Annotated in this window: 1 protein-coding gene; it reads right to left on the reverse strand. The window is 66.1% G+C overall.

The window, feature by feature from the left end; all coding sequences use genetic code 11:
- Nucleotides 1–23 precede the first annotated feature (23 nt).
- Nucleotides 24–15560, reverse strand: a complete 15537-nt coding sequence (locus GGC65_RS04160; protein ID WP_192646005.1) for an autotransporter-associated beta strand repeat-containing protein — start codon at nt 15558–15560, stop codon at nt 24–26.
- Nucleotides 15561–15800 lie beyond the last annotated feature (240 nt).

Here is a 15800-nt window from a genome sequence, read left to right on the forward strand (position 1 = left end):
CCGATGCCCCGCCCCTCGCGCGCCTAGAACCGCACCCGGAAACCCGCACTCCCTTTCAGATTATACCCGGCGCCGAAATCGGCGATGGCCGTATCGCCCGAAACTTCGGTGTAGAGGGTGAAGCGGTCGTTGCCCCAGCTGTAGCTGCCGCCAAGCCCCAGTTCGCCCGACAGGCGGTGGTCGCGATTGGTGATCGGCGTTCCCGACACATCGGCCTCGGCCCCGTCGAGCCATTCATAGTTGAGGTTCATCACGCTGTAGAGGCGCGTGCGGCGGATGTCGCCCGCCCGACCCTTCCAGCTCGTCTGATGATCGATCGCGATGCCCCAGCGAGTCTTCAGGCTTTCGCCCTTCGCCGCCGAAACCGACGCATCGGCCGGATCGGCGAAGCGGTCGAAATCGACCTTGGCATAGCTCATCTGGACCTGCGGCGTGATCGAGAGATTGCGCCCGACCGGCGTCTGCTTGCCGAGCTCGAGGCTGAAGGCTTGGCCGTCACCCTTATTACCCTGCGCAAGCGACCCGAGGATGTTCGATTCGAGGTCGCTGTCGAACCAGCTGAGCTTGACCTGACCGTCGACGTAAAAGCCCTGCGGCCCGTACCAGGTCATCGTCGCGCCGACGCCATAGCCCTGCGTGTCAATGGTGCCGTTGCCGAAGATCGACGTCACCGCGCTGTCCGCCTTGCCATAATGCGCGGTCAGCCCGCCGACGAGCGCGGCGCCGTCGCTGCGCTCTGCCAGCACCGAGTCGAGGCCGAGCTGCGCCTGCCATTGGTCGACCTTGCGATCGGCACCGCTGGTCGAAACGAGCGCCTCCGGACGCTGGCGTTCGGATTCGAAACGGCCCCACAGGCCCGCACCGGCGACTGACGACGCGGCCCACGACCGGTTGCCGACGCGCTGCTGCAAGGTCGGCAGGCGGTTCAGCGACTGTAGCGCGCCGACATAGGCCTCGTACACCGGAACGCCCGGCTGATAGAGCGGACCTTCGGGATTGCCAGCGCCATCGAGCCGCGACGAACGCAGGTACCAGTCGCCATCCTGCGGCGTCGACACGCCATTCTTGTAGAGGCGATAGCCATAGGCGCCCGCGATCACCGCCTGCTGGCCGTCGAACAGATAATCCCCGTCGAGCGTGAAATTGCCGTTCGATGCACCGGCGACGTCGACGATCTTGATTCCCTCGACGGTCTGCGCGCCGAGGCCGCCGCGGTTGATCACCGTCACCCGCGTATTGCCCGAGGTCGCGCCGTTCACGACCAGGCGATCGGCCGCCGACGTATCGCCGCCGAGTTCCGCCTCGATCTCGAGCACGCCGCCGTTGCCGGCATAGTCGCCCGTGACGGTCAGCGAGCCAATACCGCTGCCCGGTGCGACGATACCCGCGTTGACAATGCTACCAACGCGCCCGGCGCCTTCGAGCCGGCCCGCCGAGGCAACAGTCACCGGTCCGCCAAGGCTTCCCTGCACCGAGAGCGTGCCGCCCGTGACGTTCGTGCTTCCGCCAAAACCGGCATTGTCCGCCGTGACGAGCAACGTGCCCGCGCCATTCTTGGTCAGCACCCCGGCGCCCGAGAACAGGCCATTATAGGTAAAGACCGTATCGGCAGCGGCCGTGATCGTCCCGCCGCTCGCGACGACGATGTCGCGCGCGCTTGTAACGCTGGAGCTCGTTTCGAGCGTGCCTCCGTCGAGCGTCACATCGCCATCCGCTGCGCCGAGGTTCGCGTCGCTCGAGATGCGCAGCGTACCTCCCGCGATCAACGTGCCGCCGGTGTAGCTGTTCGTGCCGCCGAGAACGAGCGTGCCCGCGTCGGATTTGACGAGTTGCGCCGCGCCGCTGAGCGCCGAATTGATCGTCGCGGTGAAGCCTGCGCCCGCGACGCTGCCGTCGCCGACGCGGATCGTTGCAGTCGCATCGGTCAGGGTGATGCCTCCGCCCGTGATCACATAATTATTCGCAGCGAACTGCATCCCGGCCGCCGACACAACGCCGAGGCTGTTGTCGACCGTGACCGTTCCGCCGGTGCCACCGAAGATCGCAAAGGCACCGTCCGAATAGGCGGCGTTGATCGCGCCATTCGCGCCCGTCCAGCCGTCGTTGCCGCCGCTGTTCTGCCACACGCCGTTGCCGCCGTTGATCACGCCATTATTCTTCGGCCCGCCCGCGCCATCCCAGAAATTGAGCGTCAGCCCTGCCGAATTTACGAGATTGACCTGTCCCGCGATCGAGGTCTGCACATTGGCATTCGCACCCGTCGGCAGCGTGCCGAGAGTGACGCCATTGTTGGTCAGCGTGCCGCCATAGTTGAACATGCGATAGACGCCGACGTCGAACGCCCCGCCCGTCGGGACGCCGACGTTGATCACGCCATCGAGGACGAGATTGCCGCCGACGTTGACCAGATCGTTGAGCGCGCCGCCCACGACCCCGGCCGCGCCGAAGTCGAAGTCGAGCTGCGTCGTCGCCGACAGCGACAAATTGCCGCCGATCGTCAACGTTCCGGCCGAGCCGGCGCCCGGCGCCAACGTAGCGCCGTTGCCGATCACGACATTGCCGCCGATCGTGCCGATGCCGCCCAGCGTCGCGCCCGCAAGGACGCTGGTCGTCCCGGTCGCTGCGGCATAATTGCCGTTCACGAACATCGTACCGTCGGCGACCGTTGCGCCGCCATAGGTGCCGTTGCCGCCAAGGATCAGCATGCCGGCGCCGCTCTTTGTAAAGCTGCCCGCGCCCGAAAGCGCGCCTGCGAGCGTCAGCGTCGTCCCCGCATCGGTGCGGAAACCGCCGGTACCGATCAGCTCGACACCCCGCGCCGAGGCAAAGGTCGCCGCCGTTTGCAGCGTGCCGCCGTCAAAGCGGAGCGCCCCGCCGCCCAGATTGGCGTCGGCGCCGATTTGCAGCGTGCCGCCGTTGATCGACGTATCGCCGGTGTAGCTGTTGGTGCCCGTCAGGACGAGCGTCCCTGCGTCGGTCTTGACCAGCCCGGCCGCGCCCGTCAGTTCGGCATCGATCGTTGCGACATAGGCCGCGCCCGCCGCAGTGCCGTCACCGACACGGATCACCGCCTGCGCGCCGTCCAGCCTCAGCGCGTCGCCGGTGATGCGATAACCGTCCGTCGCGAACTGCATCCCCGAGGCGCCGACCGCGCCGAGGCTGTTGTCGATCGTCACCGTTCCGGCGTTGCCCGAGAAGATGGCGAAGGCGCCATCATCATAGCCCGCGTTGACCGCACCCGTGATGTCGGCCCAATTGTCGTTGCCGAGGCCGTTCTGCCAGGTGCCGTCGCCGCCGTTCACGGCATTGTCGAACTTCGGCCCGGCCGCGCCATCCCAGAAGTTGAGTGTCGCCGATCCCTTGTTGATCAGGTTCACTTCGCCCGCGATCGACGTCTGTACCTGTGCGTTGGCGCCCGCGGGCATCGTCCCGAGCACGAGACCGTTGTCGGTCAGCGCGCCGGCATAGTTGATGATACGATAGAGGCCGATATCGAATGCACCGCCCGTCGGCACCGCCACGTCGAGCGTGCCGTCGAGGACGAGGTCGCCGCCGACGTTGACCACGTCGTTGAGCGGACCGCCGACATCGTTCGCGCGGCCGAACTCGAAGCCGAGCGTCGCTCCCGCAGCGAGCGCGAGATTGCCGTTGATCGTCAGCGTACCGGGCGCGCCCGCGCCGGGGGCGAGTGTCGCGCCGCTGTTGACGAACATATTGCCGCCGATGATGCCTGTCCCGCCCAGCGTCGCGCCTGCGCCGACGTTGGTCGCGCCCGTCGCGGCCGACTGGTCGCCATTGACGAGCAAGGTGCCCGCACTGACGCTGGTCGTCCCGCTATAGCTGTTGCTGCCAGTCAGGATCGTCGTGCCCGAACCATTTTGGTCGACCCCGCCGCTGCCCGAAATCAGACCCGCGAAGGTCTGGGTGTCGGCGCGACTGAAGACGAGCAGGCCATTGTTGACGATGTTGCCCGCGATCGAGCCCGAGGTGCCTCCATTGCCGAGTTGCAGCGTACCCCCCGCGATCGTCGTGCCGCCGGTGAAGAGATGGTCGCCGGTGAGGATCGTCCTTCCCGAACCCATCTGCTCAAGCGAACCGCCGCCCGAAATCAGTCCGGCAAAGATCATATCGTCCGACCGGTTGAACGCAATAACGCCGTCGTTGACGACATCGCCGGTGATCGCGCCGCCGGTCCCGCCGCTGCCGATCTCCAGCCGTCCGGCGCGGATCGCCGTATCGCCGGTGTAGACATTGTTCGCCGTCAGGACGAGCGTGCCCGCTCCGTCCTTGGTCAGGCTGCCCGCGCCCGAAACGACGCCCGCAAGCGTCAGACCCGCATCGGTCAGGAAGGTCGCATCGCCGTCAAGGTCGACCGTGCGGTTCGAAACCACCGCAGCGGTCGTGTGCAAGGTGCCACCCCCGAACGACAGTCCGCCCGCCGCATCGCCAAGGTTGGCGTCGGACGAAATGCGGAGGGTGCCGCCGTTGATCGCGGTGCCGCCGGCATAGCTGTTGGCACCCGACAGGACGAGCGTGCCCGCGTCGGTTTTGACCAGCATGGCGGTGCCGGTCAGATCGGCGTCGATCGTCGCGGTATAGCCCGCGCCCGCGGTGCTGTTGTCGCCGACCCGGACGAGCGCCTGCGTACCCGTCAGCGTCAGCGTGTCGCCGGTGACGACATAGCCGTTGCTGGCGAACTGCATGCCCGAGGTCAGGACGTTGCCGCCGCTGTTGTCGATCGTGACGGTGCCCGGCGCCGCGGCGAAGACCGCGAAGCTGTCCTGCGCATAATCGGCGTTGATCTCCCCGTTCGCGTTGGTCCAGTTGTTCGAACCACCGGCGACGCGCCACACGCCATCGCCGCCGTTGAGCGCACCATCATGCTTGGGTCCGGCAGCGCCGTCCCAAAAGCTGAGTGCGAGACCCTGCGAATTGACAAGGTTCACCTGACCCGCGACCTGGGTTTGGACCAAGACGCCCGCGGCACCGCCGGGAATTGCACCAAGGGTCAGACCATTGTCGGTCAGCGCGCCGCCATAGTTGAATATGCGGTAGATGCCGGGGCCGAAGGTCCCGCCCGCCGGGACCGTCACATTGATCGTTCCGTCGAGCGTCAGGTCGCCGCCGACATTGACCAGATCGTTGAGCGCGCCGCCCGGGACATCGGCCTGTCCGAACTCATAATTCAGGATCGAACCGCCGGCGAGCGACAGATTGCCATTGATCGTCAGCGTGCCTGCGCTTTCGCCGGGCGCAAGGATCGCGCCGTCGAGCATCGCAACATTGCCGCCGATGGTGCCCGTACCGCCAAGCGTCGCGCCCGACAGGACCGTCATTGCCCCGGTCGCAGCCGACTGGTCGCCATTGACCAGAAGGGTACCCGCGTTGACGAAGGTTGCGCCCGCATAGCTGCTGGCGCCGGTCAGCGTCAGCGTGCCGAGACCATCCTTGGTCAGCCCGCCCGCGCCGGTGAAGCGCGGCGCGATGCCGATGTCGTGGCCGTCGGTATCGACAATGCCGCCGTTCGCGCCGAGCGTGATGTCGAGCGTATCAAAGTCGTTGAAGAAGCCCCCATTATCCGCGGTCGCGCGCAGCACGCCGCCGTCGAGAGTGACGTTAGCGTCGCCCAGCCCACGCACAAATCCTGAGGTTTCCAGAACCGCACGATTATTCGTCGGCCCCTGCAGGATCAGCGTTCCACTGACGCCCGCCGCCCCGCCGAGATAGATCCCGCCTTCAGATCGAACTAGGCCGCCATTTTCGATGAGCAGCGAACCGTTCGCCTGATTGCCGATGGTCAGATTGAAGGTCGTCACCTGCCAGCTTGATCCGGCGCCCGTCACGACCGCGCTGCCGGTGGCGTTGGCACCGATATAGCCCTGATTGCTGACGGCGCTTGCACCATTTTCGATGCGCAACGTTCCGGAACCGAAGCTGCCAACAGTCAATTGCTGGCTGTTGACCCATGACGTTCCCGCTCCGGACAGGATGGCGTCGCCATGCGACGACGTCCCGACGACCCCGTCATTGCTCGTGACCGTGGCACCATTTTCGATGCGCAGCGTGCCGGCGCCGGAACGACCGACGTTGATCCGTCCACTGTTTTCCCACAGCGAGCCGGCCCCGTCGACCAGCACCAGGCCGATCCCGTTGCCACTCGCGCCGATCTGTCCGCCGATGCTGACGACCTTGCCGCCGTCGGTGATGTTCAACGTGCCGATACCGTCGTAACCGACGAGCACATCGCCATTGTTCGTCCATGTCGAGGCGACACCGTTGGCGCCGACGCCCGAAACATTGACGACACCCTGGCTGCCGGCGTTGGAGCCGATCCAGCCCGACTGATTGCTGACCTGACCGCCCGCGGTGATGTTCAGCGTGCCGTTGCCGAACTCGCCAATGACGATGTCGCTCGCCCCGGTCCATGTCGAGGCATTGCCGCTCGCATCCTGTCCCGAAACGGTGACCGTTCCCCGACTGCCCACATCGTCACCGATATAAGCGATATCGGCGACGGTCACGATGCCGCCGTCGAGGATGTTGAGCGTGCCCGTGCCAAGGCGGCCGACACGGAGGATGCCCGTATTTGCCCAGGTCGAGGCGTTACCGCCGGCGGCCGTACCGATGACAGTGACGATGCCCTGTTCGCCAACCTCGCGGCCGATCACACCGTCCGCATTGGTCAGCGTCCCGCCGCCCGCGAGCCGCAGTTCGCCGGCGCGCACATTGACCTCTCCGGCAAAGCTGTTCGTGCCCGTCAGGACCAGCGTGCCGAGGTCGGTCTTGATGACGTCGCCGATGCCGGTCAGGTTCGACGCGATCGTTGCGGTATAGGCCGCGCCGCCGATCGAGCCGTCACCGACGCGAATGATCGCCTCGGCCGCGGTGAGTGCGATACCGTCGCCGGCGATCACATAGCCGTCGCTCGCGAACTGCATTCCCGACGCCGCGACGGCGCCGAGTGAGCCGTCGACGGTAACCGTGCCGCCGGTACCCGAGAAGACCGCAAAGGCATCGTCGGTGAAGGGCGCGTTGGCCGAGCCGTCGAACTCGGTCCAATTGTCGTTGCCGCCGCTGTTCTGCCACAGGCCGTCGCCGCCGGTGATCGCCCCGTCGTTCTTGCCGCCATTGACGCCGTCCCAGAAACGCATGGTGAGGCCGGTCGTGTTGACCAGATTGACCTGGTTCGCGACCGAAGTCTGTACGAAATAGCCCGCATCGACATCGAGCCCGTTGTCGGTCAGCGACCCGCCATAGTTGATGATGCGATAGACACCCGGATCGAAGCTGCCGCCCGGGGGCACCGACACATTGAGCGTACCGTCGAGCGTCAGGTCGCCGCCGACCTCGATCAGATCGTTGAGCGCGCCGCCAACGACGTTCGCCTGCCCGAAGTCGACGTTGAGCGTCGCCGCCGGAGCGAGGGTCAGGTTACCCGCGATGGTGAGCCTGCCCGGAATCCCGCCGATGTCGCCCGGATTGAGGTTGCCGTCGAGAATGTCGACATTGCCGCCGACCGTGCCGGTGCCGCCCAGCGTGCCGCCCGTTGCGACAATGACGCCGCTCGTCGCGCCGCCGAGGATGCCGTCGACGAGCAACGTGCCGCCCGCGACCGACGTCGTGCCCGTGAATGCCGAGCTGTCGCCGGTGAGGCGCGTGGTGCCTGCCGCATGGCCGATCGTGCCCGCGCCCGACATGGCGTTGGCGAAGAGATAGTCGGCCTCGATATGGTTGAAGTTGAGCTCTCCGGCGCCAGGGCCGAAGCTGATGCTGCCATCGATGTAGCCAGCTGCCGCAGCAGCAGCGCCCTCGACGCCGCCGATATTGACGGTGCCGCTGGTGCCCGCATCTTCGGCGAGTGAAATACCTGTACCGCCGGTCGCCCGTCCGCCATCGGCGACCGTCAGAATGCCGTTGCCGGTGGTCGTGCCGACCGACAACAGGCCGCTGGTGGTGAAGGTCGAACCGGCGCCCGATACCAGCGCGTTCGCGCCTTGGGCGATCGTACCGATCTGCGCCGAAGCAAAGCTCGTAGTGGCCCCGTTAAGCACAGAGAACTGGCCGTTGCGCATGATGAAAGTACCGCTGCCCGTCCAGTTCGACCCGGCGCCGGTGACGGTAGCGGTGGACATGGTGGTATTGCCAGCGATCGCGCCGATAAAGGCTGCTTGGCCCGAGCGTAAGATGCCGCCATTGCTGATCATGATTGTCGAGGTCGCTGCTGTTGTGGTCGCCGCCTGAAGCTGGCCGTTGTTCGCCAATTCGACCAGCGAACCAGCACCCGAGATGTTCAGGTCCGCCGAACCCGTTCCCGCCAGCGTACGAAGCTGCATGCCGGTACCAGAGGTCGTCCGGATCACACCGCCGTTCGTGACATTGATCGTCGCGCCGCTCGGGCTGGTGACGACAGCGGAAACGCGTTGGGCATTGAGGGTCGAACCTGCGCCCGAAACGGTGAGCGAGCTGCCCTGCGCGGTCACAAGTCCCGTCGTCGCCACCGTGTTTCCGGCATTGATCCGCAGCTCGCTGCCCGGCTGGGCGGTGATGTTGCCGCCGAAATTGCTGTTGCCGGTGAGGTTCAATATCCCCGCGTCGACGGCAACCGAGCCCGTCCCGAAGAAGGAGCCGCCATAGCTGTAACTGTCGGACCGGTTGAAGGTGAGCGCGGTCGCGCTGTTGAGCATGATGTCACCCGCGAACGAACCGCTGGTGGCGCCATCGCCGATCCGCATCCCGCCCTGCGCAATTGTCGTGAGCCCGGTGTGCGCCGCATTGCCGGTGATGATCAGGGCGCCGAGACCGGTCTTGGTCAGCGACCCCGACCCGTTGGTGTTGCCCGCGAGCGTCAGCGATGTGCCGGCGTTGAAGGTCGTCGCCACATCGATCGCGCCGCTGCCGATGAAGCTGATGTCGCGGTTGGTGACGATCGGGGCGATCAATTGCAACCTGCCGCCGTCGAAGCTGATGCCGCCCGCCGCGGTGCCCAGATTGGCGTCGCCCGAGATCTGGACGGTGCCGCCGTTGAGCGCGGTGCCGCCGGTGTAGCTGTTGGCGCCGCTCAGGACCAGCGTGCCGGCGTCGGTCTTGACCAGCCGGCTCGCGCCGTTGAGATTGGCGTTGATCGTCGCGACATAGCCCGCGCCTGCCGCGGTGCCGTCGCCGACGCGGATGATCGCATCGGGATCGACCAAAGTCAGCGGTCCGCCATTGATCAAATAGCCACCCGTCGCGAACTGCATGCCCGTCGCGGTGACCGCGCCGCCGCTATTGTCGACCGTGACCGTGCCGGGCGCGCCCGCGAAAATCGCGAAGGTGCCATCGGCGTAGGCCGCGTTGATGCTACCGTCGGCGCCCGTCCAATTGTTGTCGGCGCCGCCGAGATGCCAGGTGCCGCTGCCGCCGTTGACCACATCGTCGAACTTGGGCCCGCCCGCGCCGTCCCAGAAGCTGAGCGACAGGCCGTCGCTATTGATCAGGTTGACCTGCCCTGCGACCGAGGTCTGAACGGTGACATTGCTGCCCGGCGGCATAGAACCCAGCGCGAGCCCGTTGTCGGTCAGCGTACCGCCATAGTTGAACACGCGGTAAATACCGCCGCCGAAATTGCCGCCGGTCGTCACATTGACGTTGATCGTGCCGTCGAGCGTCAGGTTGCCGCCGACGTTGACGAGGTCGTTGAGCGCGCCGCCCACGACGCCCGCCTCGCCGAATTCGAAGTTCAGCACCGAACCGCCTGCCAGCGCCAGGTCGCCGTTGATGTTCAGCGTGCCGGGGCTGTTGCCCGGTGCGAGGATGCCACCGTTCAGCACGTTGACGCTGCCGCCGATCGTCCCGTCACCGCCGAGCGTCGCGCCCGAAGCGACGGTCACAAGGCCCGTCGCGGCCGACTGGTTGCCGTTGATGCGGAGCGTACCGGCGTTGACGTTGGTCGCGTCGGCGTAGCTGTTGTTGCCGCTGAGCGTCAGGATGCCCGCACCCGACTTCGTAAGCCCGCCCGCGCCCGAAATCAGGCCACCCAGCGCAAAACTGGTTCCGGCGTCGGTCAGGATCGTGCCCGCGCCGGTCAGGCTAGCATTGCGCGCGCTCGCAAAGGATGCGGTCGTGCGCAGCGTGCCGTTCGCGAAGGTAAGACCGCCGGCCGCTGCGCCGAGGTTGGCATCGGCCGAAACCTGCAACGTGCCGCCGAGGATCGAGGTGCCGCCGGCATAGCTGTTGATCCCCGAAAGCACCGTAGTGCCCGCGCCGACCTGCCGCACAGTGCCGCTGCCCGAGATCGTCCCCGCAAAATTGACGAGGTCCGACCGATTGAAAACAAGCACGCCATTGTCGACGACATCGCCGACGATGCTGCCCGTCGTCCCGCCATTGCCAAGCTGGAGCGTGCCCGCGTCGATCGTCGTGCCGCCGGTGTAGCTGTTGGTGCCGGTGAGCACCGTCGTCCCCGTCCCCGCTTGACGCAGCGCGCCGGTACCGACGATCTGGCCGCCATAGGCGAGCAGGTCGCTGCGGTTGAAACCGAGCGTTCCGAAATTGTTGACGAGCGCGCTGGCAATCGAACCCGTCGTCCCGCCGCCGCCGACGAACAGCGTGCCGCCGTTGATGTTGGTCGATCCGGTGTAGCTGTGGTTGCCCGTCAGCACCCAGGTGCCGCTGTCGTTCTTCGCAAGCGTGGTGACGCCCGTTCCGGCGTTGCCGATCGAACCCGCGAGCGTGTTATTGCCCGTGTTGGTGCCGCCAAGCGCGATCGTGCGAGCAAGGTTGTTGCTCGCCAGCGTCACCAGCCCGGTGTCGGTGAAGACGATCGCGCCGGCGCCCGACGATTCGATGAAGGTGACGCCCGCCGACAGGGTGAAGAGGCGGTTCGTCGTGTCGCCGCTGCCGGTATAGCGCAGCGTCGAGCCGTTGCCGATGACGAGGTTCGCCGCAGCCGCCGACGAGGCGCCGATGCTGCTGGCAAGACCGCCGTTCGACAGCTTGTCGACCGCGAGCACGCCGCCGTTGATCGTCGTCACGCCGGTGTAGGTGCTGTTTGCGTTGGTCAGCACCCACGTACCCGCGTCATTCTTGGTCAGGCGGGTAATGCCGGTGCCGTTGTTCGTGATTTGCGCACCGAGGATATTATTGCCGGTGTTGGTTCCGCCGAGCGTCAGCGTCTGCGCGGTGTTCGCGCTGGCAAAGGTCAGCGGTCCGGCGTGCGTGAAGGCGATCGCGCCGGTGCCCGACGCATCAAGCTTGCTCGTCGTCGAAGCGCCGAGCGTGAACTGACGGTCCGTGCTGCCGCCGGCGCCGATATATTGCAGCGTCCCGCCGCTCAGCACGAGATTGCTCGCCGCCGAGGAGGACGAACCGATCGAACTGTTCGCGCCGCCATCGTCGAGACAAGCGACCGCAAGCGTCCCCTGATTGATGACGGTGGCCCCGGTGTAGCTGCTCGAACAGCCCGAGAGCTGCTGGATGCTGCCGCCATTCTTGATCAAACCGCCGGCACCGCTAATCGCACCGCCGAAATTGGCCGCGACAAGGCTGCCGCCGAGATTGATCGTGAGCGTCGCGCCGCCGAGCGTGATATTGCCGCCCGCCGATCCGCCGCCTGCCAGGGCGGCGACGCTGTTGCTGTATCCGTCAAGGTCGAACAGGACGCCCGCGGTATTGTCGAGCGACAGCCAGCCGCTGCCAAGTGCAGTCGTCGACCCGGCACGCAACGTGCCATTTATTACGCGAAAATTGTTGGTCGAGCTGTTCACCCCGGACAGGAGCAGAGTCCCGGCACCGTCCTTGAAGAAGAATCCGCCGCCGGTAATTGCGCCGGAAAATTCCAGCGTTGTCCCTGCGTCGACGACATTGATGTTGCCGTTTCCGGTGAGCGCAAAACCGCGATCGGTCGAGGCGCTGGCGCCGGTATAGCCGAGCGTCCCGCCCGCAAAGACGAGGTTCGATGCCGCCGCCGACGAGGCACCGATCGCGCTCGCCTGCCCACCGTTCGCGATACAGTCGATCGCGAGCCCGCCGCTGATCGTCGTGACGCCGGTATAGTCGTTGTTGCAGCCGTTGATCGCCTGCGTGTAGCTGCCCGCACCACGGGTGAAGCCGCCGGTGCCGGTGATCCGGCCCGTAAAGGCGCCCTGGCCGCCAGCGGTCGTCAAGGTGCGGCCGCCAAGATCGACAAGGCCGCCGCCGATGATCGCCGCAGCATTGATATCATAACCGCCGAGATCGAGCGTCGCGCCGGCGTTGACGGCCATATAGCGCCCGCCCGGGCCAAACGCCCGCGCCGAGCCGGCGCGCAGGGTTCCGGCGGTCACGATCGTGTCGCCGCTATATGTGTTGGTGCCGCTGAGGACGAGCGTTCCCGCGCCATCCTTGACGAGATTATTGCCCGAGCCCGTCGCCACGCCGCTGATCGTCAGCGTCGTTGCCGCCTGCTCGACGTCGATGCGGCCGTTGCCGAGCGCGAGCGTGAAGCCGCGGTCGGTCGTGACGCTGCCGCCGGTGTAGCGCAGCCGGCCGTCGTTGGAGAGGATGATGTTCGCAGAGGCATTGCTTGCAGCACCGATACCGCTCGCGACACCCCCGTCGGTCAGCGTGTTCACGGCGAGCGTACCGCCGGCGATCGTCGTCACGCCGACATAGTCATTTGCGGCATTCGCGAGCGTCAGCGTGCCGGCACCCGTCTTGGTAAAGCTGGCGTCGTCGGCGCTCGTCACGAGACCGGAAAAGGTCAGGTTGGTTCCCGCCTGCGTCACGTCGATCGTCCGCGAGATGCCGCCATTGACCAGCGTGAAGCCGCGATCGCTGCTGGCGGTGCCGCCCGTATATTGCAGCGTCCCACCCTCGATCACGAGGTTGCCCGACGCCGCGGACGACGAACCGATGCTCGACGCAACGCCGCCGTTCGCGATGCTCGAGACCTGCAGGATGCCGTCGGTCAGCGTCGTCCCGCCGGTGTAGCTGTTCGCCCCCGACAGCACGACGCGGCCGGCCCCGCCTTTCGCGAAGGAGGTGACACCGCCGCCATCGACGATCGCAGACGCGATCGTGAAAATGCCGCCGCCATTATGCTGGACGCCAAGCGCCCCGCCCGCGACGCCGCTCGTCAGCTGACCGCCGGTGATCGTCTGGTTCGCCGTGCCGACGCTGGGCGCGATGATGATCGTGCCGTCGACGCCCAACGTATTGGCCGCACCGACGGTGACCGTCGACCCTGCCGCGGCCGAATATCGCAGGCCCGCAAGGTAGACATTGCCGCCGACTGTGCCCGAATAGGGCGAATTGGCGGCCCCGGCGCTGTCGCTGATGATTTCGCCGGTCGCCCAGGTGGCGGCATTATCCTTGTTCGTATAATCGGCCGCGTCGAACGCAACGACATTGCCGCCAACGATCTTGGCATAATCGGATCCGTTGACGGTCGCCCAACCGCCGAGCACGCCGTCAAGGTTGGTCGTCGTGATCGCGCCCGCGCCGGGCAGCACGAAATTGACCAGCCCGCCCGTACGATTGATCGCGCCGAGATTGAGGTTCACCGTACCGCCCGCGCCGCTGATCCCGCGCAGTGTGTTGCTGCCCGCGCTGACCGTCAGTCCATTGAATGTCTGGCTGTTGACCTCGCCCGCCGCGCCCAGCATATCGAATGCACCGCCCGAAAGCACCAGATGCGATGCCGACGAAAGGATGTTCGACACGGGGCCGCCCGCCCCGGTAAAGTCGAGCGCGAGCCTGCCCCCCGCAACCGTCGTCGCGCCGGTATAGCTGCTCGCGCCGGTCAGCGTGAGCGTGCCGGCGCCCGCTTTCGTGAGACCGCCGCTTCCGGCGATGGCACCGCCGAAGCTCTGCGCGGTTGCGGCATTGACCGTCAGCGTGGCGCCGCCGAGCGCGACCGTGCCGCCATTGCCCGTGAGCGACGGCGCGACGAGATCGAAGCCGCCGAGGTCGAGCGTCCCGCCGTTCACGACAAATCCCGTCGCGTTGCCGAACGCCCCGGCAATCCCGGCCCGCAGCGTACCATTATTTACCGTTACGGTACCGCGCTGGGCATTCGCCCCGCTCAGAACCCAGGTTCCCGCGCTATCCGCGACGATATTGCCGGTACCCAACATGACGCCCGAGAAGATATTGGTCCCGGTATGGCTGCCACCGAACGTCAGCGTATCGGGATTCGGAGTCCCGGCGTTGAACGCGAGCGCGCCCGACAGCGTGAGCGCGCCGGTGCCGTCGTTGCGGATCGCATTGGTCGCGCCATTGACCAGCCACTCGCGGTTGCTGGCATCGCCCGCGCCGATATAGCTGAGCGTTCCGTTGTTCAATACGATTGTCGTTCCTGCACCGAGCGAACTTACAGCCCCGATATCGGCGAGCTTTCCGACACGGATTTCGCCCGCCAGCGCTGCCTGATCGGTAAAGATATTCGCGTTGCCGAGCAGGACGTGGCGGCCAGCCGCGGCACTGAAACCGAAAGCCCCGCCGCTCAACACGCCGAGCAGGCGGACGTCGGCGGTGTCGGCAAAGAATGTCCCGGCGGTCGAAATATCGACGTCACCTGTGATTTCGAGCGTACCCGTGCCCTGATTGCGGATCAGCGCGGCGTTGCCGTTGATATCCCAATTGCGGTTCGAACTGTCACCATCGCCAATGTAGAAGAGGGTGTCGCTATACTGGCTCTGCTGGTTAAAGATGATCGTACCGTCGGCGACCGTCACCGGCGCGCCGAGCGAACTCGCCTCGCCAAGGTTGCCGATCGAGGTGAAGCGCGCCGAGCAGGTTCCGTTGCAGCCCTGGAAGACCGTGCGACCGGTATAGTCGCTCAGGTTGTTGCTCATCGTGATGCCGCTCGCCGCAAGCTGCACCGATCCGTTGCCTCTTATCTGGGCGGCGCCTGCGCCGGTTCCTTCGAGGATCAGATTGCCGCCGTTGCCGATCGTAACCGTTCGCGACGTGCCCGCGCCGCCGATCGACAACCGGACGTTCGAGGCGGCCGCGGTGAATATATTATTTCCTGCGGCACCGAGCGCGCTGTCGGCCGTCGCGTAAAGACTGCCCGCGTTGATATTGATATTGCCGGTAAAGCTGTTCGCGCCGTTCAGGACCAGCGCGCCATTGCCAGCCTTGATCAGCCCGTTCGTCCCCGCCAGAACCGAATCGATCGTGCTGATCCCCGTCGCGGTCGAGATCGTCGAATTGGCCGCGCCCAAGGTGATCGTGCCGCCGCTCAGCACATAGCCCGCCGAACTGAAAGTGATATTGCCGACCGTCACCGGCGCGCCCACATTCACCGTCCCCGCTGTGCCGCCAAAGATCGCGTTGTCGAGATCGCCATTGTTCCACGGCTCGACAAAGGGACCGCTCACCCCGTCGCCATTCGGACTCCAGTTGAGGTTGGCGAGGTTCCATGTGCCCGTGCCGCCCGAACCGACCGCTGTCCCGTTGGCGTCCCAGTACCGATCCTCGGCCCGCGCCGACAGCGGCGCGCACGCCAGCACGGCCGCCAGCGACGCTCCGCACAACAGGCGGCGCGACAGCGGCCTGCCCTTGCGGATGGAGGGCGCAGGCTTGCTGTCGATCGTCATGATTTTTCCTTCGGGCACGGTTCAGGGGATCGTGAGCGGGTCACGGGGGAGGATTTGCCTGGCGGTGCGGGACCACGTTGGGCGGGACAAAATGACGGCAATGTGCAGGGCGAAGGGGACAGAAAGAAACGCGTCATCTCTGATCATACGGACCCCAGTGGTTGCAGCGTTGCTCGCAAAACGAGCGCAGCCCCTTCTTTCGGCATGGCTGGCGCTCGTGAGACGAGCGACAGCACAGCT

Origin of the sequence: Sphingopyxis sp. OAS728 (assembly GCF_014873485.1) — a bacterium.
Classification (GTDB): Bacteria; Pseudomonadota; Alphaproteobacteria; order Sphingomonadales; family Sphingomonadaceae; genus Sphingopyxis.